20 protein-coding genes are annotated in these 21,979 nt (G+C 67.5%); 5 read left to right on the forward strand and 15 right to left on the reverse strand.

Features of this window, described 5'->3' with window-relative positions; all coding sequences use genetic code 11:
- Positions 1–144 precede the first annotated feature (144 nt).
- The 5 genes from GOQ09_RS05375 to GOQ09_RS05390 all read left to right on the forward strand — a co-directional run bounded on the left by GOQ09_RS05375 (position 145) and on the right by GOQ09_RS05390 (position 5,421).
- Positions 145–1,860 carry a putative 2-aminoethylphosphonate ABC transporter permease subunit gene (locus GOQ09_RS05375; RefSeq protein ID WP_157612313.1) on the forward strand — a complete coding sequence of 572 codons (1,716 nt, stop codon included), beginning with the start codon at positions 145–147 and terminating at the stop codon, positions 1,858–1,860.
- Positions 1,860–3,008, forward strand: a complete 1,149-nt coding sequence (locus GOQ09_RS05380; protein WP_157612315.1) for a TIGR03364 family FAD-dependent oxidoreductase — start codon at positions 1,860–1,862, stop codon at positions 3,006–3,008. Before GOQ09_RS05375 ends, GOQ09_RS05380 begins: the two co-directional genes overlap by 1 nt.
- Before the next feature lie 13 nt (positions 3,009–3,021).
- On the forward strand, positions 3,022–3,849 hold the full coding sequence (gene phnX, locus GOQ09_RS05385) for a phosphonoacetaldehyde hydrolase (RefSeq protein WP_157612317.1): 828 nt from the start codon (positions 3,022–3,024) through the stop codon (positions 3,847–3,849).
- Positions 3,850–3,927: 78 nt separating this feature from the next.
- Positions 3,928–4,062: a hypothetical protein gene (locus GOQ09_RS26480; RefSeq protein ID WP_260590408.1), complete on the forward strand. Its 135-nt coding sequence runs from the start codon at positions 3,928–3,930 to the stop codon at positions 4,060–4,062.
- Between the two features lie 102 nt (positions 4,063–4,164).
- Entirely contained in the window at positions 4,165–5,421 is a 1,257-nt protein-coding gene (locus GOQ09_RS05390; RefSeq protein WP_157612330.1) for an MFS transporter, read from the forward strand.
- A 35-nt stretch (positions 5,422–5,456) separates the two neighbouring features.
- Here the strand turns inward: GOQ09_RS05390 and GOQ09_RS05395 are convergent, their stop codons facing one another.
- From GOQ09_RS05395 to gspG, 15 genes are all read right to left on the reverse strand, one after another.
- The gene (locus GOQ09_RS05395; protein ID WP_157612332.1) at positions 5,457–7,700 is read right to left on the reverse strand and encodes a phosphocholine-specific phospholipase C; all 2,244 of its coding nucleotides are present in this window, start codon (positions 7,698–7,700) and stop codon (positions 5,457–5,459) included.
- A 14-nt stretch (positions 7,701–7,714) separates the two neighbouring features.
- Complete coding sequence (locus GOQ09_RS05400) at positions 7,715–9,919, reverse strand: phosphocholine-specific phospholipase C (RefSeq protein WP_157616597.1); 2,205 nt, start codon at positions 9,917–9,919, stop codon at positions 7,715–7,717.
- Between the two features lie 53 nt (positions 9,920–9,972).
- A complete protein-coding gene (locus GOQ09_RS05405; protein WP_157612334.1) occupies positions 9,973–10,173 on the reverse strand; it encodes a hypothetical protein in 201 nt (66 codons plus the stop codon).
- A gap of 196 nt (positions 10,174–10,369) precedes the next feature.
- Positions 10,370–11,269, reverse strand: a complete 900-nt coding sequence (locus GOQ09_RS05410; RefSeq protein WP_157612336.1) for a 5'-nucleotidase — start codon at positions 11,267–11,269, stop codon at positions 10,370–10,372.
- 25 nt (positions 11,270–11,294) lie between these two features.
- Positions 11,295–12,530 carry a type II secretion system inner membrane protein GspF gene (gene gspF / locus GOQ09_RS05415; RefSeq protein WP_157612338.1) on the reverse strand — a complete coding sequence of 412 codons (1,236 nt, stop codon included), beginning with the start codon at positions 12,528–12,530 and terminating at the stop codon, positions 11,295–11,297.
- Between the two features lie 15 nt (positions 12,531–12,545).
- A complete protein-coding gene (locus GOQ09_RS05420) occupies positions 12,546–13,937 on the reverse strand; it encodes a GspE/PulE family protein (RefSeq protein WP_157612340.1) in 1,392 nt (463 codons plus the stop codon).
- Positions 13,938–13,983: 46 nt separating this feature from the next.
- Positions 13,984–16,302: a type II secretion system secretin GspD gene (gene gspD / locus GOQ09_RS05425; RefSeq protein ID WP_157612342.1), complete on the reverse strand. Its 2,319-nt coding sequence runs from the start codon at positions 16,300–16,302 to the stop codon at positions 13,984–13,986.
- 2 nt (positions 16,303–16,304) lie between these two features.
- Positions 16,305–17,105, reverse strand: a complete 801-nt coding sequence (gene gspN / locus GOQ09_RS05430; protein WP_157612344.1) for a type II secretion system protein N — start codon at positions 17,103–17,105, stop codon at positions 16,305–16,307.
- Between the two features lie 16 nt (positions 17,106–17,121).
- A complete protein-coding gene (gene gspM, locus GOQ09_RS05435) occupies positions 17,122–17,652 on the reverse strand; it encodes a type II secretion system protein GspM (RefSeq protein ID WP_157612348.1) in 531 nt (176 codons plus the stop codon).
- Positions 17,649–18,860, reverse strand: coding sequence for a type II secretion system protein GspL (gene gspL, locus GOQ09_RS05440; RefSeq protein ID WP_157612350.1), 1,212 nt, complete (start codon positions 18,858–18,860; stop codon positions 17,649–17,651). Before gspL ends, gspM begins: the two co-directional genes overlap by 4 nt.
- Positions 18,861–18,996: 136 nt before the next feature.
- A complete protein-coding gene (gspK, locus tag GOQ09_RS05445) occupies positions 18,997–19,998 on the reverse strand; it encodes a type II secretion system minor pseudopilin GspK (protein ID WP_157612352.1) in 1,002 nt (333 codons plus the stop codon).
- Positions 19,995–20,684 carry a PulJ/GspJ family protein gene (locus GOQ09_RS05450; RefSeq protein ID WP_157612354.1) on the reverse strand — a complete coding sequence of 230 codons (690 nt, stop codon included), beginning with the start codon at positions 20,682–20,684 and terminating at the stop codon, positions 19,995–19,997. The genes gspK and GOQ09_RS05450 overlap by 4 nt, the downstream gene beginning before the upstream one ends.
- A complete protein-coding gene (gspI, locus tag GOQ09_RS05455) occupies positions 20,684–21,058 on the reverse strand; it encodes a type II secretion system minor pseudopilin GspI (protein WP_157612357.1) in 375 nt (124 codons plus the stop codon). Before gspI ends, GOQ09_RS05450 begins: the two co-directional genes overlap by 1 nt.
- Positions 21,055–21,519 carry a GspH/FimT family pseudopilin gene (locus GOQ09_RS05460; RefSeq protein ID WP_157612359.1) on the reverse strand — a complete coding sequence of 155 codons (465 nt, stop codon included), beginning with the start codon at positions 21,517–21,519 and terminating at the stop codon, positions 21,055–21,057. Before GOQ09_RS05460 ends, gspI begins: the two co-directional genes overlap by 4 nt.
- Positions 21,494–21,934: a type II secretion system major pseudopilin GspG gene (gene gspG / locus GOQ09_RS05465; protein ID WP_157612362.1), complete on the reverse strand. Its 441-nt coding sequence runs from the start codon at positions 21,932–21,934 to the stop codon at positions 21,494–21,496. Before gspG ends, GOQ09_RS05460 begins: the two co-directional genes overlap by 26 nt.
- Between the last annotated feature and the right edge of the window lie 45 nt (positions 21,935–21,979).

Below are 21,979 nucleotides of genomic sequence, written 5' to 3' on the forward strand. Positions count from 1 at the left end.
CGGTGCACAGGGCATCGGGTGCTCCCCGCAGCGAAATAAAGGAGGAGCCGAAGGCGGGGGACATTCGCGGAGGGGAGTACCCGGTGGCCTTTGCACCCGCCCTGAACTCAACCACCACCAAATCGCGAGCGGGGCCCTGCTGACATGAGCAGCTCTCCTGAAGCCATCGCCACCCTTCCGACGGTGGCGCCACGCAGCAGCGCATTGGACCGCGAGCGCTGGCTGACAGGCGCCGCCGTGTGGCTCGTCGTATTGCTGCTGGTGGTGATCGTCGCACTGCCCGTTGGCGCACTGGTTGGCCAGAGCTTCTTCGACCGCACCGGCGTGTTCGTCGGCCTTGCCAACTTTGCGCGCTACCTCGAGAACCCTGCGCTGGTGCAGTCGGCTTTCAACAGCCTGGGGCTCGCTGCGATCAGCGCCGTGATCTGTACGGCCATTGCCTATGTGTACGCCTACGGTCTCACGCTCTCTCGCATGCCGGCCAAGGGCGTGCTGCGTGCCGTGGCGCTCATCCCGCTGCTTGCACCTTCGCTGTTGCCGGCCATCAGCCTGGTCTATCTGTTTGGCAACCAGGGGATCTTCAAGGGGCTGCTCGGCGACGTGTCGATCTATGGCCCGCTCGGCATTGTGCTGGGGTCGGTGTTCTGGACACTGCCGCATGCGCTGCTGATTCTCACCACCGCCATGGGCACTTCGGATGGCCGGCTCTACGAGGCGGCGCAAACGCTCGGTGCTTCTCGCTGGCGCACCTTTCGCACCGTCACACTGCCGTCTTCCCGCTACGGCCTGATCGTGGCGGCGATGGTGGTGTTTGTACTGGTGATTACCGACTTTGGCGTCCCCAAAGTGGTGGGCGGACAGACCGGCGTGCTTGCTACCGACATCTACAAGCAGGTGGTCGGGCAGCAGAACTTTCAGATGGGCGCGGTGGTCGGCTTGGTGCTGTTGATTCCGGCGGTGCTGTCGTTCCTCGTCGAGCGGCACGTGCGCAGCAAGCAGGCCGCAGCGCTCTCGGCGAGCGCCACGCCCTACCGACCGGAGCCAGTTAAGACGCGCGACCGCGCACTGCTCGTGTTCTGCACGATCACGGCCTGTGCCATCCTCGTGATGATCGGCATGGCGGTGTTCGCATCGCTCGCCACCTATTGGCCCTACAAGCTCGCGCCGTCGCTCAAGAACTACGACTTCAGCAACATGGACGGCGGCGGCTGGGGCAGCTACTTCAACTCGCTGCGGCTCGCCGTGTGTGCCGCAGTGGTGGGTGCATTCGTTACCTTCATTTCGGCCTACCTGGTCGAGAAGCCGCGCCACTTCGGCTTGCCACGCGAGCTGCTCAACCTGCTGGCCAACCTGCCGCTCGCGGTGCCGGGGCTTGTGCTGGGCGTTGGCTACATCTTCTTCTTCATCTCTCCGGCCAACCCGCTGCGCGCCATCTACGGCAGCATGACCATCCTCGTGGTGTGCACCGTGGCGCATTTCTTCTCGGTGGCGCATCTGACTTCGGTCACCGCGCTGCGCCAGCTCGACCGCGAATACGAGCTGGTGTCCGAATCGATGGGCGTTCCCTTCTGGCGCACGCTCTGGCGCGTGCACCTGCCGGTGGCGCTGCCCACTGTGCTCAACGTGGCCGGCTATTTCTTCGTCAACGCGATGACGACCGTGTCGGCCGTCGTGTTCCTCTACTCGCCGCAGACCACGTTGGCCGCCATTGCAGTGCTCAACATGGACGATGCCGGCGACGTGGCGCCCGCCGCCGCCATGGCTTCGCTGATCATGCTCACGGCTGCTATAGGCCGGGGTGTCTTCGCGTTGGCGGGGCACTGGGCGCTCGCGCGCACCCAAACCTGGAGAAACCGGTAATGCCCGGCCCCCAATTCAGCAGCAGCAACAGCAAAGACAGCTTCGACGTGATCGTCGTCGGCGCCGGCATCGTGGGCATGGCCCATGCCTACACCGCGGCACAGCGCGGCCTGAAGGTGTGCGTGGTCGAGCGCGATGCGGCCTGCATCGGCGCATCGATCCGCAACTTCGGGTTCATCACCATCACCGGACAGGCGCGGGGCGACACCTGGCGCCGCGCGATGCACGCCCGCGAGGTCTGGCAGCACATCGCGCCGCAGGCGGGCATCGACATCGTGCATCGCAACCTCTGGCTCGCGGCCTACCGCCGCGAGGCGCACGATGTGCTCGAAGCCTTCATGCGAACCCCCATGGGCCAAGGCTGCGAACTGCTCGATGCGGTCGACGCGCAGGCCAAGGCGCCGGCACTGAGCCTGGCCGATGCATGCTCGGTGCTCTTCAGCCCGCACGAGCTGCGCGTGGAATCGCGCACCGCCATCGGCCTGCTTGCGAAGTGGCTGGCTGATGTGCATAGCGTGGTGTTCCGCTTCGGAGAGACGGTGCACGAGGTGGAAACGCCGCGCGTGCGCACGTCGCGCGGCACGCTGCGCGGCGAGCGCGTGGTGGTGTGCACCAACACCGACCTGCACGGCCTGTTTGCCGAGCGCATTGCGGCATACGAGCTCACGCTGTGCCGCCTGCAGATGCTGCGCGTCAAGCCGGAGGCCGGCTTTCGCCTGCCGGGCTCGGTAATGATGGACCTGAGCCTGGTGCGCTACGAGGGCTACAGCACCTTGCCCGAAGCGGCCGCCTTGCGCGCGCGGCTGCGGGAGGAAGAGGACGCTTCGCTCGCGCGCGGCATTCACCTCATCGTGGTGCAGAGCGCCGACGGCTCTTTGGTGGTCGGCGACTCGCATCACTACGGCGATGCGCCCGAGCCGTTTGCAATGGAAGAGGTCGACCAGCTCATCCTGCGCCACCTGCGCAGCACGCTCAATCTCGAAACCGCGCAGGTCACCGAGCGGTGGACCGGCGTCTATCCCTCGTCGAAGAGCGCGCCCTGCGTGATCGATGCGCCCGACGACGCGACGCGCGTGGTGCTGGTCACCAGCGGTACCGGCGCGAGCACCGGCTTCGGCATTGCGCACGACGTATTCGAGACATGGTGATCAACCCCTTTTTATGAACGCCCACAACCACTCCAAGCTCCAGGCCGTCGTTTTCGACTGGGCCGGCACCATCATCGACTTCGGTTCCTGCGCGCCCATGGGCGCCTTCGTGAAGCTGTTCGAGCAGTTCGGCGTGGACATCACCATCGCCGAGGCACGCGGCCCCATGGGCATGGCGAAGTGGGACCACATCAAGGCCTTGGGCACGCTGCCGCGCATCGCGTCGCAGTGGGAGGCTGCGCAGGGCCATGCCTTCAGCGATGCCGATGTCGACCGCCTCTACGAAGTATTCACGCCGATGAACGCCGCCAGCGTGCGCGACCATGCGGGCTTCATTCCCGGCGCGCTGGAGGCCGTCGACGCCGCGCGCGAGCGTGGCCTCAAGATCGGTTCGACCACAGGCTACAACCGACCGATCATGGAAGTGGTGGTGCCCATTGCTGCGGCCGGCGGCTATGCGCCCGACAACCTCGTGTGCGCCGGCGATCTTGCCGAAGGCCGCCCCTCGCCGCTCATGATGTACCGCTGCTTTGCCGACCTTGGCGTGTGGCCGCCGCGCATGGTGGTCAAGGTCGACGACACCGGCGTGGGCCTGCAGGAAGGCCTCAACGCGGGGACCTGGGCCGTGGGCCTTGCGGTGAGCGGGAACGCGGTCGGCCTCACGCTCGCCGAATGGCAGGCGCTCGATGCTGCACAGCAGCAGGAACACCGAGAACGGGCTACTGCGCAGCTACGGGCTGCGGGCGCGCACTACGTGATCGACAGCGTGGCCGACCTGCCCAATGTGCTCGAAGACATCGAGCGCCGTCTGCACGGCGGCGAGCGGCCGGCTGCCGCCTGACGGCTTTTTTTTTGATGCCGCGCGGCACGGCGCCGCGTCCGACTTGACTTGCAGGGTGGCGGGCATAGCATCCGCCGCATGAGAAGCACAGCCTTCGTTCTTCTGTTCTGCATCGGCCTGGTGACGGCCGGCTGCAACGACAAGCCCAAGCCGGGTGGGCCGATGCCCAAGGCTTCGGCGAATGTCGTGGTGCCGGCGCTGTCCGCAGGCTGATTCGCCGCATCGGGCGCCAGGTGGCCGCGCGCCGCCGGGCATTGCGCGCTCGCGTCCATGCGTCTTCGCATCCGGGGGTATTCTCGGTGCGGAGAAAAAACAATGAGAACACCAGAGACAACTATCCACCAGGCGGATTCGCGCTATGCCATGCTGCGGCTCGGCATCACCCTGCTGGTCATGACGGTCGGCAGCAGCGGCATGTACGTGGTGTCGGTGATGCTGCCTGCGGTGCAGGCCGAGTTCGGCGTTGCGCGCGCCGATGCCTCCTTGCCCTACACCCTGTTGATGCTGGGCTTCGGCGTGGGCGGCGTGCTGATGGGCCGGCTCGCCGATCGCTTCGGTGTGATGTGGCCGCTGCTGATCGGGTCGCTGAGCCTCGGTGTCGGCTATGTTGCGTGCGGCATGGCCGACAACATCATCGCCTTCATTGCGGCGCAGGCCGTGCTGGTCGGTTTGCTGGGAAGTGCCGCGGCTTTTGCGCCGCTGGTGGCCGACACGTCGCTGTGGTTCGTCAAGCGGCGCGGCATTGCGGTGGCTGTGTGCGCAAGCGGCAACTATGTGGCCGGCGCGATCTGGCCGCCCATTGCGCAGCACTTCATCGAGACGGTCGGCTGGCGTCAGACCTACATCGGCATGGGTATTTTCTGTGGCCTGGCGATGGCGACGCTCGCGCTGTTCTTCCGTGCACGGCCACCCGCATTGGCCGCCGCGCCGGTGGGAGCGACATCCAGTAGCGCTGCGCCGGTGCGCGACATGATGCGGCCCTTCGGCTTCAGCATGGGCACCGCCCAAGGCTTGCTGTGCGTGGCGGGCGTGGCCTGCTGCGTGGCCATGGCGATGCCGCAGGTCCACATCGTGGCCTATTGCGGCGACCTCGGCTACGGCGCCGCGCGGGGTGCGCAGATGCTGTCGCTGATGCTGGGCTTCGGCGTGGTGAGCCGGCTGGTGTCGGGCGCCATCTGCGACCGCATCGGCGGGCTGCGCACGCTGCTGCTTGGTGGCGTGCTGCAGTGCGTGGCGCTGCTGCTCTTCCTGCCGTTCGACGGGCTGGTGCCGCTGTATGTGATCTCGGCGCTGTTCGGCCTGTTCCAGGGCGGGCTCGTGCCGTCTTACGCCATCATCGTGCGCGAGCACTTTCCGCCCGCGGAAGCAGGCGCGCGCGTCGGCACGGTGCTGATGTTCACGCTCTTCGGCATGGCGCTGGGCGGCTGGATGTCGGGCAAGATCTTCGATCTGACCGGCAGCTACCACGCGGCGTTCCTGAACGGCATTGGGTGGAACCTGCTGAACGTCAGCATCGCGGCACTGCTGACGTTCAGGGTTCGCAAGCTGTGGCTTCGCACCGCGGCGGCGTAGCGCGCAACGCCCGCGCCGCCGCGATGCAAGGCTCGTCAGAGGTCTGACAGGCCCATCGCCGGATCGCTCACGGTGTGCTTGCCGGTTTCCACACGGCCGGCAAAGCGGCGCAGGTAGCCGGGGTCGGCATCGCAGGTGACGGCAAAGTCGTACCACTGGCCGCTGGTGGCGAGCTCCCAGTGCTGTTCGGCCGCGGCGCCGCCGTCGACCGTTGCAATCCACGGGCCGTCATTGCGGTAAGCCTTGGCGCTCACAGTGAACTTGCAGCTCTTTGTTCCGCCGTTGCGCATGTCGAGGTAGACATTACCGTTGGCAATGTCGTAGCACACCCGTACTTCAGGGTTGGCGCCGCTCGTGCGAAGCGCGTCCAGGTTGCCCTTGAAGTGGCGGTGAAAGCCATTGGGGCCAAGCACCCATAGGTCGTAGAAGCCGCTGTTGTCGACGGCCGCATTCCAGGTGTCGTCGAGTGTCTTGCCTGCTTCCACCGTGTAGCGGCGCGGCAGACGGCCGAGGTTGAGCTTGTCGTACACGTGGAACACCGCGCCCGCCTTGCCCGTGTTCGAGAACAGCAATTGCACCGTGCCGGCCACCGCATCGGCGCGCGCGCTGACGTGCAACTCGTAAGGCACCGCGCGCGAGGGGCGGGTGCCGGTCGGTTGGCGTGGCAGCTGCGGGTCGATCGGCAGCGGCACCTGGCCCAGCGCCTCCTGGCTCAGGCGCAACTGGTCGGCCTGGTCGCGGGTGCTGCGGCCCGCCAGCGTGGGCAGAGGCTCGTCGTTCGGGTTGGCAAAGTTGAAGGCGCTGGTGAGGTCACCGCACACCGTGCGCCGGAACGCGCCGATGTTCGGCTCCTTTACGCCGAAGCGCGCTTCGATGAAGCGGATCACCGACGTGTGGTCGAAGGCCTGCGAGTTGACCCAGCCGCCGCGGCTCCATGGCGAGATCACGTACATCGGCACGCGCGGGCCGGGGCCATACACGCGGCCGTCGGGCGCAGGCTGCTTGGTACTGCCGGGCGGCGCCGCCTGGGTGAAATATTCCGGAGCCAGGTCCGCATCGGGCAGCGTGGTCTTGCCGGCAAAGGCGCCGTCGCCGACGGGCGATGGTGCTGAAGGCGAGGGTACGTGGTCGAAGTAGCCGTCGTTCTCGTCGAAGTTGACGAGCAGCACGGTCTTGCTCCAGACCTCGGGCACGGCCGTGAGTGCGTCCAGCACCTCTTGCAGGAACCATGCGCCTTGCACCGGACTCGACGGGCCCGGGTGCTCGCAGTAGATCGAAGGCGCGTTCATCCAGCACACCTGGGGCAGCTTCCCTTCGCGGACATCGCGCCTGAAGGCGTCCAGGTAGTCCTCGGGCCGGGTGCCCGGCAGCGTGTTGGCCACGCCCTTGTAGAGCGGGCTCTTCGCGTCGTCGGTGGCGCGGTCGTAGGCGCGGTAGGGCAGCGGCTGGCCGGTGTTGGCATAGGGCGTGTTCGGCTTGCCGCCGCTGGACACCGGAAAGCCCGAGTCGAGGTTGGCCTGGCGGAACTGCCGAAACGCACCCAGCATGTTGTCGCCCCATTCGTCAGGCATGTTCTGGTAGCTGATCCAGCGCACGCCCGCTTCTTCGAGGCGCTCGGCATAGGTCTTCCATGTGTAGCCGGTGTTCACCGATTCGGGGCGTCCGTCGACCCAGTCCCACTCGTTGGTAACGAAGGCTGTGCCGGCGGCGGTCGCACCGTTGGTGCCGGTGAGATGGAAGGCCCGGTTCGCATCGGTGCCGGTGTGCATGCTGCAGTGGTATGCATCGCAGAGCGTGAAGGCGTTGGCCAGCGCAAACTGAAACGGGATCTCCGCCTCCTTGTGGTAGCCCATCGCCTTGCTGGTCTTGTAGCGCGGCCACTGGTACATGCGGCCGCCGTCCCAGGCGTTCTGGCTGTCGGCCCAGTCGTGGGGCGTGCCGCCGTCGCGCTGTGCGTTGCCCTTGCGGCTGTCCAGGTGATAGGGCAGCACCAGCTTTCCGCTGGCGTCGGTCTGCTGCCACACGTTCAGGCCCTTGGGCAACGGAATGGTGAACCGGTCGCCAAAGCCGCGCACGCCCATGAGCGTGCCGAAGTAGTGGTCGAACGAACGGTTCTCCTGCATCAGGATGACGATGTGCTCGACGTCCTGGATGGTGCCGGTCTTGTTGTTGGCGGGAATGGCGAGTGCGCGCCGGATGCTCGGCGGAAAGGCCGAGACCGCGAGCGCCGCGGCGCCCGTGGTGGCAGCGCCTGTGAGAAATCTGCGGCGTGAGTTCATTGCGTGTGCAGCCCTCACAGGTCGGCCAGGCCCATGGCGGGGTCGCTCACCGAGTGCTTGCCGGTTTCCACACGGCCTGCAAAGCGGCGCGCGAATTTCGCGTCAGCATCGCAGGTCACCTCGAAGTCGTACCAGGCGCCGCTGCTAGCCAGCTCCCAGTGCAGTTCGGCCTTGGCGCCGCCCGCTACCGTCGCGGTCCACGGGCCGTCGGTGCGGTAGGCCTTGGCGCGCACGGTGAACTTGCAGGCATTCTTGCCGCCGTTGAGCATTTCCAGGTACACGTTGCCGTTGGCGATGTCGTAGCACACGCGCACTTCAGGCGCGGCCGCGTCGCCGCTGCGAAGGGCGTTCAGGTCGCCCTTGAAGTGGCGATGGAAGCCGTTCGGACCCAGCACCCACAGGTCGTAGAAGCCGCTGTTGTCGCTCAGCGAGTTCCAGGCGTCGTCCAGCGTCTTGCCGGGCTCGACCATGTAGCGGCGCGGCAGGCGGTCGAGGTTGAGCTTGTCGTACACGTGGAACACCGCGGCGGCCGTGCCGGTGTTGGTAAACAGCAGCTGGGCTTTTCCGCCGGTGACGTCGATGCGGGCGCTCGTGTGCAGCTCGTAGGGCAGCGCGCGCGAGGGGCGCGTGCCTTTGGGTTGAAGCGGCAGCTGAGGCAGCGCCGGAAACGGCACCTGCGAAAGTGCCTGTTGATCCGTGCGCAGCTGGTCGGCCTGCGCCTTGGTCTTGCGGCCTGCGAGCGTGGGCAGTGCTTCGTCGTTGGGCGACACGAAGTTGAAGGCGCTGGTGAGATCGCCGCACACCGCGCGGCGGAATCCGCTGATGTTGGTTTCCTTCACGCCGAAGCGCGCTTCGATGAAGCGGATCACCGAGGTGTGGTCGAAGGCCTGCGAATTGACCCAGCCGCCGCGGCTCCATGGCGAGATCACGTACATCGGCACGCGCACGCCGGGGCCGTAGACGCGGCCATCGGGCGGGGGCTGGTCGGTGGTGCCGGGCGGGCTCGGGTGATTGAAATACTCGGCCGAGAGCGCTTCGAGCGGCAGCGTGGTTTTTCCGGCAGGCGTTCCGTCGGCGTTGATCGACGGTGCGGCCGGTGAAGGCACGTGGTCGAAGTAGCCGTCGTTCTCGTCGAAGTTGATGAAGAGCACGGACTTGCTCCACACCTCGGGCACCGCGGTGAGCGCGTCGAGCACTTCCTGGGTGTACCAGCCACCCTGCACCGGGCTCGAAGGGCCGGGGTGCTCGGAATAGGCAGCGGGCGCGACGATCCACGACACCTGGGGCAGCTTGCCGTTCTTGATGTCCTGGCGGAACTGTTCGAGAAAGCCGCCGTCGGGCATGGTGTTGGCAATGCCCTTGTAGAGCGGATTGCCGGCGTCGTCGCTGGCCGGATCGTAGGCAGGCGAGATGGCGCTGCCACTCACTGGTTTGCCGGAGGCTTCGTTGGCGAGGCGGTATTGCTTGAAGCCGGCCAGCGAGTTGTCGGTGAAGTTGTCGGGCATGTTCTGGTAGACGATCCAGCTGACCTTGGCTTCCTGCAGGCGCTCGGGATAGGTCTTCCAGCTGTAGCCGTTGGCGGAGCTATCGATGCCGTCCCACTCATTGTTGACCGTGGCCACGTTCGCGCCGGTGGGGCCGTTGGTGCCGGTCCAGAGGAACATGCGGTTCGAATTGGTGCCGGTGTGCATGCTGCAGTGGTACGCGTCGCAGAGCGTGAACGCGTTGGCCAACGCGAACTGGAAGGGCAGTTCCGCCTCTTGGAGGTAACCCATCGACTGGGTGAAAGGCGCCGTCTTGGTTTTCTTGTACTTCACCCATTCATGCATGCGCCCACCGGCCCACGCATCCTGGCCGTCGCTCCAGCTGTGCGGCGTGCCGGCCACGCGTTGTGCATTGCCCTTCGAGCCGTCGAGGTGGTAGGGCAGCACTTCCTTGCCCGTGTCGTCGAGTTGCTGCCACACGCTGCGCCCGTCGGGCAGCGGAATGGTGAAGCGGTCCCCAAAGCCGCGCACGCCCATGAGCGTGCCGAAGTACTGGTCGAACGAACGGTTCTCCTGCATCAGGATGACGATGTGCTCGACGTCCTGGATGGTGCCGGTCTTGTTGTTGGCGGGAATGGCCAGCGCGCGGCGGATGCTCGGCGGGAAGGCGGCGAGTGCGAGCGCGGCGGCACCTGTGGTGGCCGTGCCCTGCAGGAATTTGCGGCGTGAGTTCATGGTCTTGTTGTGTTTGGTCATGAGGAGATGCGGTGGGCGTTGCGTGGATGCGCTCAAGGCGCGCAGCGCATCTCGGGCTTCACGCCCGTGTCGGGTGCGGGCGGGTTGGCCGGCGTTTCAGGCGTAGTGGGCACGCCGGTGCCGGGCGGGAAACCGGAGAAGCCGCCGCCTCCATCGCCGCCGCCGCAGGCGGAAAGGGCACAGGCCAGGGCCAGTGCGGAAAAGAGCCGCACGGAGGGGAAGGAGAGTCGCATGGTGGGTTCCTTGGTGTTGTCGTGTATGGACGGTCGGATGCGACGAAAAAAAGGCGCCATGAAGGCACCCCGCACCGGACAGACCGCAAGACTAGGGAAAACCCGTTACATCGCCATGAAGGAGCGATGACAACGCAAAAGCGCTGGACGCGCCAAGGGAGCGGGGCGCCGCGAAGGCGCCCGCCCCGCGAGAGGCTCAGCCCTCGTTGCTGATGCCGCTGGAGACGTGGCCCGCGGGTACGTGGCGTGCCGCGGCATCGACGTGGCCGGTCTGGTCGTCGAAGAAGAAATCGGGTTCGAACTCGCGCAGGAATTCACCCTTGGGCAGGCCGCCGAGAAACATCGCCTCGTCGACGCGGATGTTCCACTTCATCAGCGTGCGGATCGCACGCTCGTGCGCGGGCGCGCTGCGTGCGGTGACCAGCGCGGTGCGGATGCGCATCTGCGCATTGCCGGCCAGCTGCAGGCGGTGCAGTGCGGACAGCAGCGGCTTGAACGGGCCTTCGGGCAGCGGCAGGTCGGCCTTGCTGAGCTCGTGCGCCTGGAAGGCGTCCAGGCCTTCGGCCTGGAACACGCGCTCGGCCTCGTCGGAGAACAGCACCGCGTCGCCGTCGAAGGCAATGCGCACTTCGTTGGGCCAGGCATCGCTGGCCTTCACCGATTCGACCAGCACCCGCGCGGCCGGAAAGCCCGCGTTGAGCGCCTCGCGCACGTCTTGCGCGTTGACCGAAAGGAACAGATGCGCGCGCAGCGGCCGCAGATAGCCGAAGGGCGGGCGGCCTTGCGTGAACACGCCGCGCTGCAGCTTGATGTCGGCGGCCGCGCTGGAGCGGAAGATGCGCATGCCCGAGACCGGATCGTTGCGCGAGAGGATCACCACCTCGACGCGCTGCACGCCGTCGTCGTTGAAGCGCAGCAGCTTGCGGATCAGCGAATACGCTATGCCGGGCGCGGCCGGCACGTCGATGCGGTCGAGCTGCAGCTGCATGTAGCCCTCGTTGTCGCCGGCCTCGAAGATCTTGTTTTCTTCTTCGAGGTTGAACAGCGCGCGCGACGATATCGCGACCACGAGCTTGTCTTCGAGCGTGACGGGCATGAGTTTTCGGATTCCCTGGCGGGGGTTACTTGACGAACTGGTTCAGCTGGATGATAGGCAGCATCACCGCCAGCACGATGAGCATCACCACGCCGCCCATGGCCACGATCAGCAGCGGTTCGAGAATGGTGGCCAGGTGCATCGCGCGGCGCTGCACTTCGGCGCCGAGCTGGTTGGCTGCGCGCTGCAGCATCAGCGGCAGCGTGCCGGTCTGCTCGCCAAGGCGGGCGAACATCGACACCAGCCCGGGAAAGCGCTTTTTCTGCGCCAGCGCCGAGGCGAGCGGCGCGCCTTCGCGCACCAGCACCAGTGCGTCGAGTGCGTCCGCACGCATTGCGCGGTTTCCAAGCGTTTCAGAGGCGGCCTGCAGCGCGCGCAAGATGGGTACGCCCGCGGTCGCAAGCATGGCCAGCGTGCTTGCGAAGCGCGCCGCGTTGTAGCCGCGTGCGAGCTTGCCGACCAGCGGCAGCTTGAGCCATGCGGCATCGAACTTCAGGCGAAAGGCTTCTTGCGCCAACGCCAGGCGGGCGGCAATGGCAGCGAACACCACGCCGCCCAGCATCCACCAGCCGTAGTTGCGCACTGCCGCGCTCAGCGACAGCATTACCGTGGTGAGAAAAGGCAGCGAGCGCTTGGTGCCCGCGAACACCTGCGCCACCTGCGGCACCACGTAGCTCACGAGAAAGATCACGATCACGATCGCCACCAGCGTGACGATGGCCGGGTACAGCGCCGCGCCGAAGAGCTTCTGCTGGAGCGCCTGCCGTTCTTCGAGGTCGTCGGCCAGGCGGTCGAGCACGAGGCCGAGATTGCCGCTCTGCTCGCCCGCGCCGATCACGGCCGTGTAGATGGCCGAGAACTCGCGCGGGTGGGCCGCGAGCGCACGCGCGAAGGGCGAGCCCGCGTTGACTTCGGCGCGCAGCGACGCGACGAGGTTGCGCTGCGGCTCGGTCTCGGCTTCGTCGGTGAGCGCCGTCAGTGCGCGCTCGAGCGGCAGGCCCGAAGACACCAAGCCTGCGAGCTGCCGCGTCCACACCGCGAGACCGGTGGAGCTGAAGATCCTGGCGCCGCCACCCAGCCACCGACGCAGGCCGCCGCTGCCCGTGCCGTTGACGTGGCTGCTACCGACCGGCGTGACCGACAGCGGAATGAGCGCCTGCGCGCGCAGCAGGCTGCGGGCGCTGCGGGCAGTGTCGGCCTCGAGCACCCCCTGGCGCGACTGGCCGCTGGCATCGATGGCTTCGAAGGAATAGGCGGGCATGGCAGAGCGAACAGATTACTCGCGTGTGACCCGCAACAGCTCGGCGCGCGACGTGATGCCGGCCTGCACCAGCCGCTCGCCGTCCTCGCGCATGGAGCGCAGGCCGCCGCGGGCGCCGGCTTCGAAGAGCTGGCTCTCGGCGGCCTTGCCGTGAATCAGCGCTTGCACTTCGTCGTCGGCCACCAGCAATTCGAAGATGCCAGTGCGGCCCTGGTAGCCGGTCTGGCCGCAAACCTCGCAGCCGGCGCCACCGCATGCCGTGCACACCTTGCGCACCAGGCGCTGGGCCAGCACGCCCAGGAGCGACGAGCTCAAGAGGAACGGTTCCACGCCCATGTCGGTGAGGCGCGTGACGGCACTGACCGAGTCGTTCGTGTGTAGCGTGGCGAGCACCAGGTGGCCGGTGAGCGAAGCCTGGATGGCGATCTGCGCGGTTTCGAAATCGCGGATTTCGCCGATCATGATCACGTCCGGGTCCTGCCGCAGGATGGCGCGCAGCGCCTTCGCAAACGTGAGCTCGATCTTGGCGTTGATCTGTGTCTGGCCCACGCCCGGCAGCTCGTACTCGATGGGGTCTTCCACCGTCATGATGTTGCTGCGGCTCGCGTCGAGCCGGGCCAGCGCGGCGTACAGCGTGGTGGTCTTGCCCGAGCCGGTCGGGCCGGTCACCAGGATGATGCCGTGCGGCTGTGCGATGAGTTTTTCAAAGCGCTCCAGCGTATCGCCCTGCATGCCGACGGATTCGAGCGTGAGCTTCGATTCGGTCTTGTCCAGGAGGCGCAGCACCGCGCGTTCTCCGTGGGCGCTTGGCAGCGTCGAAACGCGCACGTCGACCGCGCGGGTGCCGATGCGAAGGCTGATGCGGCCATCCTGCGGCAGCCGCTTCTCGGAAATGTCGAGGTCGGCCATGATCTTCAGGCGCGAGATCAGCGCGGCGTGCAGCGCGCGGTTGGGCTGCACCACCTCGCGCAGCGTGCCGTCGATGCGAAAGCGCACGGACGAAGTGCGCTCATAGGGCTCGATATGAATGTCGCTCGCGCCGTCGCGCGCGGCTTGCGTGAGCAGCGCATTCAGCATGCGGATGATGGGTGCATCGCCCGCGCTTTCGAGCAGATCTTCGACCGCGGGCAGTTCCTGCATCATGCGCGAGAGGTCGGCGTCGCTCTGCACCTCGCTCACCACCGCGGCGGCGCTCGATTCGCCCTGCGCATAGGCCGCGCTGATGCGCTGCGCCAGCGGACCGTCGGCCAGCACTTCGAAGGCCTGCACGCCGTACTTGCGCGTGACTTCGCCGAGCGCGCTGCGCGAGGGATGGCTCGACATCCACAGCGTGTAGCGACCATCGTCGGCCTCTTCGAGCAGCAACTGCTGGCTGCGTGCGAACGCGTAGGGCAGGGGGTGGCGCATGGGCAGGATCGGCGGTGCGTTTTCGTAGGGGCGGCGGGCCGCGGCGTCAGGGCAATTCGCGCGAGCTGGTCGGGTCGGCCGTGGGCGGTAAGGCGCCGCGCAGCGGGCTCGGGCGCAGGCTGCGCGTGTCGGCCGGTGGGCGCGGCGGCGGAATGAGCTGCGTGCCCTGGATGCGCTCGCTGCTGCTGTTGCTGCTGCTTGTGCGGTCGGGGCGCGGCGCCGGTGCTTCTGGCAGAACGGGTGCGGAGTCCACCCCGCGCAGCATGATGTTGTCGGTGTTCGGCTGCGTGCGCTGCTGCATGCCGCGGATCTCGTCGTAGCGGTCGTAGGCAAACGCTTCAGTCGAGGCGCCGTCGCGCATGACGGCCGGGCGCAGGAACATCATCAGGTTGCTCTTGTTGCGCGTACGGATCTCGTTCTTGAACAGGTTGCCGAGCACCGGAATGTCGCCCGCCACCGGCACTTTCTCGACCGTGTTGCCGTAGTCGTCTGACAGCAGCCCGCCGAGCATGACGAGGCCGCCGTCTTCCACCAGCACGCTCGATTCGATCGAGCGCTTGTTGGTGGTCGGGCCGTTGGGGTTGTTGATGGTGTTGCCGTCGACCGTCGAGGTCTCCTGGAAGATGCTCATCTTCACGGTGCCGTTCTCGTTGATGGTCGGGCGCACACGCAGCGTGAGGCCCACGTCCTTGCGCTCCACCGTGGTGAACGGGTTGATGCCCACCGAGCCCGAAGTGCTGGCGTACTGGCCGGTGACGAAGGGCACGTTCTGGCCGATGACGATCTTGGCCTCTTCGTTGTCCAGCGTCAGCAGGTTGGGCGTCGAGAGCACGTTCGCGTCGCCGTCGCTGTTGAAGAAGTTTGCGATGGCGCCCAGGATGTATTGTCCGCCGATCTTGCCGGCGATGCCGAGGTTCAGCCCCGACGAAGGCCGCACGCCGGCCACGTCGCGCGTGGCCAGCGCCTGTGTCAGCGCCAGGATGTTGGCGCTGGCCAGGCTCGAATTGGTGCCGATGACCGCGTTGTTGCCCAGCGCGCTTTGCCACTGCACGCCGAAGTTGGCGGCCTTCTTGGCGCTGACCTCGACGATCAGCGCCTCGATCATCACCTGTGCACGCCGGCCGTCGAGCTTGTCGATCACCGCGCGCATCTGCCGGTATTGCGGCTCGGGCGCCGTGATGATCAGCGAGTTGGTGGAGGGGTCGGCCTGGATCTGCCCGCCGGTCGAGGGCTGGTTGGCGTTGTTCAGCGGCGCATTGGCGGCCGCCGAGCCGCCTTGGCCGCTGAGGCTCGTCTGCTGCATGGCCTGCGGAATGCTGGCTTGCGGCTGCGCCTGGCCACCACCGCCCGCAGCGCCCGGTGAGCCCGGCGTGCCGGGCAGCTGGTTGGCGGCCATGGCGGCGCGCAGCGTGGCCGCAAGGCGCACGGCGTCGGCGTTCTTCAGGTAGACCACGTAGATGTTGCCGGCCGCGCCGTTGCTGCTTTCCGCAGGCGCGCGGTCGAGCTTTTCGACCAGCGTGCGCACCAGCGCGGCACGCGCCGGATTGGCCGCGCGCAGGATGAGTGCATTGCTGCGCGGGTCGGCCATCAGGGTGGTGCGGAAGGAAGCGTCGGCTGTGCCCGGCGCGGCGGCGCCCGGTGCGCCCGAGCCGCTGCCGTCGACTAGGCGGGTGATCAGCGGCAGCATGTCCGTGGCAATCGAGTGCTTGAGCGGAATCACCTCGATGTCCGACGCGTTGGGCACGTCGAGCGCCGCGATGATGCGGCTCAAGCGGCGCATGTTGTCCGCGTAGTCGGTGATCACGAGCGAGTTGTTGCCCGGGTTCACGTTGATGGTGTTGTTGGGCGGAATGAGCGGGCGCAGCACCGGCAGCAGGCTGTTGGCGGACTCGTAGTTGAGCCTGAAGATCTGCGTGACGATCTGGTTGCCAGCCACCGAGCCTGCGCTGGGCGTGGCCGTATTGACCGTTTGTGTCTGCAGCTTGGCGTCGGCCTCGGGCACCACCTTGTAGAGCCCTTCGGACTCCACCACCGCGAAGCCCTGCAGCCGCAGCGCGGAGGCAAACTGGTTGAACGCGGCGGCCGGCGCAATGGCGCGGTCGGTGACGAGGTTCATGGTGCCCTTGACGCGCGGGTCGACCACCACGTCGCGGCCGGTTACCACTGCCATGGTGCGCGCCACAGCCTCGATGTCGGCATTGGCGAAATTGAGCGTGATGGGTTCGCCACGGCGCGGCGCATCGGGGCTGGCGGCTTGCGCGAAGGCGGGCGGCACGGCCTGCAGGAAGGTGGCGGCGATCAGCATCTGCGCTGCGAGTGCAACGATGCCGAGGCGGCTGCCGTGCGAAGTCAATGGCTTCATCATGATCAACCCAGGGTGATGATCGAACGCGTGTTGTCACGCCGTCCGATGATGTTCAACAAATTGGAAAGTGCGTCTTCGCGGCCGGGTGCGGCACTCGCTTCGCCGTTGAAGCGAAAGGCCGTGCCGTTCCAGCTGCCGCTGCCGTTCAGCTGCAGGCTGCCTTCGCGCGTGCTCAGCAGCAGGCTCGGCCGGCTTCCGCCTTCGAGCGTGAGCCGGTAGCTGCCCATCGGCTTCAGGGTGGAAAGGCTCGACGACACATCGGTGGCGTCGAGCGTGGCCTGGCCCGCGATGCGCAGCACGGGGCCGTCCCACTGCATCGACAAGGCCTTGGTGGAAAGATCGAGCGTGCCCTCGAGCTTGAGCGTGTTCCAGGGGGCGCCAAGGCCCGTCAGCAAGGTGGCGGGCCAGCGCGAGCTGCCGTCGCCCCACTGCAGCTGCATGCCGTCCGCGCGTGGGCTGGCCTTGAGCTGGAGCGGCCGGGCCGCGCAGCAGGGCAGGTCGAGCACGGCGAACATGCCGTTCCAGGTGGGCCGCATGCGCCAGTTGAGGGAGCCGGGCAGCGACACCGCCTCGGCGCCCCCTGCGCCGCTTGCAAGCACCACCGCCGCCGCACCGTTCCAGACGGTGCCGCGCGGGTTGACGAGCAGCAGCCGGCCCTGGCTCCAGTTTGAAAGTGCCGAGGCCAGCCACCGGGCGGGCGCGAACAGAACAAGCGCGAGCAGTGCGCCGATTACGATGCCCAGCAAGGCCCAGCGCCAGCCGCGGGGTGGCGTGGGTTCGGAAAGGGAAGAGCGCGTCACCATGCGGCGGTGCTCGTGCTCAACGGGCCGCGGGCAGCGCCATCACCAGCGTGCCCTCCCAGCGCACCTTCGGGGGTTGCGGGTCTTTGCTGCCCGCCGACGGCGGCGCCGCGGCGGCCCGGGTCAGGTGGGCTTCGCGCGGCACGGCGTGGGCGTTGCCGCGTGCTTGCGAGAGCCACTGGGCCAGGTCGTCCGGCGTGGCGCGCAGCGTGACGGTGGCGGCACCATCGCCGCTGGCGGTAACGAGCTGGGCATTGGTGCCCAGGCTCTGGCGCACGGAAGTTTCGAGGGCACGCAGCGCGTCGTCGCGGTTCAGCCGGGGTTGGGCCTGCAGCGCCTTTGCGCGGTTCTGCAAAGTGGCCATCTGCTGCAACTGCGCGTCGAGCCGCGCGTGTTCGGCGGGTGCCGCGGTGAGGGTTCGCAAGGCGGGTGCGAGCGCAATCCACCACAGCAGCGTGAGCGCCACGAGCGTCACGGCAATGGCGACCATGCGCCGCTCGCGCAGCTCGAGCGCAGCCCAGCGGGCCCGGAGTTGTTCGGTGACGTTCATCGCGAAGCCTCGGCTTGCACCAGCAGCAGATCGCCTTCGGCGCGCACGCTGTAGCCACGCGGGCCCATGGCACTGGAGAGCCGCGTGAGCTCGGAAGGCTGCAGGCCCAGGCCGCGCAAACGCAGCTGGCCGGCGCTGTAGTCGACGGCGGTGGGTATGCGGCCCGGCGGGAGATTGGTGGCGAGCGCACCAATCATCGGTTCGAAGTCGCTGCCTGCGACGTCGCCCACGGCCTGCTGAAGCGCCGCGACTTCGCGGGCCATTTGCACGGGCGCATCGACCACCAGCTTTACGGAGGGAAAGGTCTCGGTCAACATGGTCTTGACGGCCTGGCGCTTGGCGTCGAGGGCATTGCGTTCCTTCCAGGCCCAGGCGTTGAGGCCGACCAGTTGCGTGAGCAGCAGGGCGATGACGCCCCAGCGCGCGGCGCGCCATTCGGGCGCGAAGCGAAGCGTCTGGACCACAGATGCAAATTTCTTGCCGGCGCGGGCGCGGCCGGTGACGGCGAGATCGAACTGCGCAAGCTCCCAGGGCGAGCGCGTGGCCTGCAGCCAGCGCTGCGGCGCCTGCACGATGGGCACCCGGCGCTCGAGCAGTTGCTCGGCGGCTTCGGCGACGGCGGGTTCGGCGGTGATGACCGCGGTATCGAGCGGCAGGCTGCCGGAGAGCGCCAGCCCGGCACCCGCAAGCGGCAGCGACACCACGCCGTCGGCGTCGCACACCGCGAGTTGCGGCGCCTCGGCTTCGCCAGTGATCTGCAAGAGCGGCGGGCCGTCGGCCGGTTGCGGTGCGAATTCAGGAACGATGCGCACCACGCGCCGCCCCGCCGACTCGAGCCCCTGCACCACGCTGCGCAGCCAGATGCGGTTGCAGGCCGCCACCCACACCGGCGCGCCGGCCTTGGCATCGGGTTCGAGTGCAAAGTGCAATGCCTCGGGTTCGTCGAGCAGATGCTCTTCGAGCAGGCCGTCGAGTACGGCGCGCAGCTTGGAAGTGCTGCCCATGCTGCCTTTGGGCAGGGTGACGCGGTGCCAGGAGAGTGCCGCGGCGGGAATGCCGAGCGTGACTTCCGCGCTGGCCGGCAGCAGCGGGAGCAGCGCGCGGCCATGGTTGCGCAAAGCGATGCCGTCGTCGCCTGCCTGGGCCCAGTCGTACTCGCCCGCGGCGTCCGCCGGAGGAAGGGGGGCAATGAGCAACAGCGGTGTCATTTCGATTTCGGAAGGGCGGGTGATTGTAGGGGCGCGGTTATTGCGCGGGCGCTACTTTATTTGTAGCGTGTGACGTAGATACGACGGGCATTGGGCGATGCTTTTGGGGCAAGAAAACCGGTGGAAGAAGCCGCACTCAGGGTTTAGCCGGAGGGGCCGTCATGCCGGCCCCGCGATTGCGCCAGATCGTCTTCACGGTGACGCCGTCGCGCTGCAGCAGCGAGCGCTCTTCCACCCAGGTGCGGTCGAGCCGCAGCCGGCCGTAGACCTCGAAGAACTGGGTGCTCACGCTGTGCTGGGCGGCATTGAACTGCGTGCCGCCGTTGGGGAGGGTGGCGTTGGCATCGGCAATCTGCTTGAAGAACGAGCGGGTGCGCTTTTCGACCAGCTGGCGCGCATCGCTGATGGTGAGGGAGGGCAAGCTGGCGCTGATGGCCTCGGCGCTTGCGGTGTTGATGTTGAGCGGAGTCCGTATCGGCAGGACCGTCACGTAGGGCTCGAGGGCGGCCGCGGTCGACGGCGAAAGGCCGAGCCACACCAGCTGCGAAACCTCTTGCGGCATGAGCGGCGCGGCGCCGGCATCGCCTCCGCCGGCCGGGTCAGTCCCAGTTGCCAGTGCGCGCACGAGCGAGCTCGTCATCACGCTGAGCTCCGAGGCCGGCAGGCCCAGGATGTTGAACAGCTTGGTGAAGGTGGCAACGCTCGCCGGTACGGGTTTGTTGCCGTCGACCAGCGACAGCACGTTGAGCTTGGACTGCGCATCGACGATGCGGCCCGACAGAAACGCGTCGGGCAGGCCTTCGAGGTTGTCGCTCGCCACGTTTCTCTCGGCCGACAGAAAGCTGGTGAGCCGCGCCTCCGCGAGCGGCACGGCCCACGGCTCGGCCAGATGGTCGGGCCCACCGGTGAGGGCGTCTTCGCGCAGGATGAGGCGCGACCAGTCGAGCGCGCCGATCAGCACCCACGCGGCCTGCACGCGCCCGCGTTCGGCGGCTTCGACCTCGGACGCGCGCCATTGCTGCCACAGCGCCGCTGCGGAGAAGGTCGCGACCAGCATCACGGTGAGCATCGCCGCGAGCAAAGCGGCGCCGCGTTGGCGGTGCGAGAGTTGGCGGCTTGCGAGGAAGGGTGCGGTCATGATCGCGGCGCCCCCACCGTGGGTTTGACCCAGTCGCGCGTGAGCGTGCCCGCCAGCCCTTCGCCGGGAGCGAGGCTTAGCACCAGGCGAATGCCGTCAGGCATGTTCACGGTGGCGCCTGTCGGGTTGGAGAGGTTCGCCGGATTGGGTGCGCCGGTCGGCAACTCGCCCGCGGGCGTCCAGGTGTTTTCGCGAAAGTAGTAGAGCTGCCAGCTGTCCACCGGCATCAGGGCGACGTCTCCGGCGCCGCCTTCCTGCGCCCAGGAGGCGGCCATGTTCCAGGCCTGCTGCCATTCGCCGCGCGTGGTGAAGGGCGGCGACTGCCAGCGCCGCCAGCGGGTACCGTCGGCACCGGAGCGCAGCGTCCATGCCACCACGTGCATGGCGGGCGCCGCCGCATCGCTGCCGCGCCGGGTGAGCCGCAGCACGCGGCCGTTCCAATCGATGGGGCGGGTTTGCGCCAGCGCGGTCACCGCGTCGAGATCGGCGCTCCATTGCGCCAGCGTGGTCTGCAGCGTCAGCACCGCGTCGGCGCGCTGCTGGTTCTGCGTGGTGGCGCGCGACATGCCGTCGAGCCCGCGCCAGCTTACAAGCGCCAGCAGCGCCATCACGGCAACGGCCACGAGCAGTTCGATCAGGGTGAAGCCCGGCCGGCTTTTTCTTTGCTGGCGTGCGGTGCGGCGCATCAGAAGCGGCCCACCACGGTAGAGATGCGCAGCACCGGGGCGTTCGATTCATCGCGCACCTGCACGTCCACTCGCCGGAAATTCGGGTTGAGCGTGGCTATGGTGGAGGTGGTCACGTTGAACGAAACGCCGGCCTGCACGCAGATCGAACCCGAATCGCCCACCGCCGGCATTTGCCGTGCGAGCCGCGCCTTCGCGAGCTCGTTCTCTGCGCACAGGTCGGCCAGCAGAAGATCCGACTGGCGCTGCGCATTGCGCGTGAGCGACATGGTGGCCTGCGAACCCGCCGCCAGCGCCAGCGCCACGATGCCGAGCGCAATCAGCACTTCGATCAGCGTGAATCCGCCGCATGCCGAACGCTGCCGAATGCTCATGGCGTGGTGACGGTGAAGGGCCGCAAGCCGTCGGTTGCGATGCGCAGCGAGCGCGCGGGCGGGCCTTCGGAATACAGCTCGATCTGCTGCGCGGCAATGATCGGGTCCGGGCCCAGCTGCACGGCGGCAACCGGGGCGCCGCCTGCCAGCGATGCCTGGGCAGTGATACCGCTGGAAGCCCATCCGCTGGGCAGCGCATCGGGGGCCAATCCGTCGAAGACAAAGCCGCCGCCTTCCACGATGCGCCAACGCACTGCCACGCCGCTTGCGCGCGACTGGGCGCGGGCCGATTCGAGCAGCGCGGCCAGCCGGTCGGCCTCGCGGTCGAGCGTGGCGGCGCTGCTGTCGCGCAGCGCAAAGCTCACGCCGGCAGTGGCCATCGCGATGATCGCGATCACCACGATCAGCTCGAGCAGCGTGAAGCCGCGCGTGCGGCTACTGCCAGCTGCCGATGTCGGCATTCTTGCCCTCGCCGCCGGCTTGGCCATCGGCGCCGAGCGAGAGCACGTCGATTTCGCCCTTGATACCCGGATTCATGTATTGGTACGGATGGCCCCACGGATCGCTCGGCAGTTTCTCGACGTAGGGCTTCCAGTTGGGCGCGGCCGGGCCGGCAGTGGGGCGCGTGAGCAGCGCCTGCAGGCCTTGCTCGGCGGTGGGGTAGCGCTGGTTGTCCAGGCGGTAGAGCTTGAGCGCCTGCATCAGGTTGTTGATGTCGGTCTTGGCGGCGGTCACGCGGGCGTCGTCGGCGCGCTCGATCACGTTCGGCACGATCAGCGCGGCAAGCACACCGATGATGACCAGCACCACCATCAATTCGATCAGCGTGAAGCCGCGCTGGGCGGTGCGGGCTGCGTCGCGAAGGATTTTTTTCATAGCTTGGATGACATGTTTCGGAAAGCGCGCTGCATGATAATCCGC

The organism is Variovorax paradoxus (assembly GCF_009755665.1).
GTDB classification, from domain to species: Bacteria; Pseudomonadota; Gammaproteobacteria; order Burkholderiales; family Burkholderiaceae_C; genus Variovorax; species Variovorax paradoxus_G.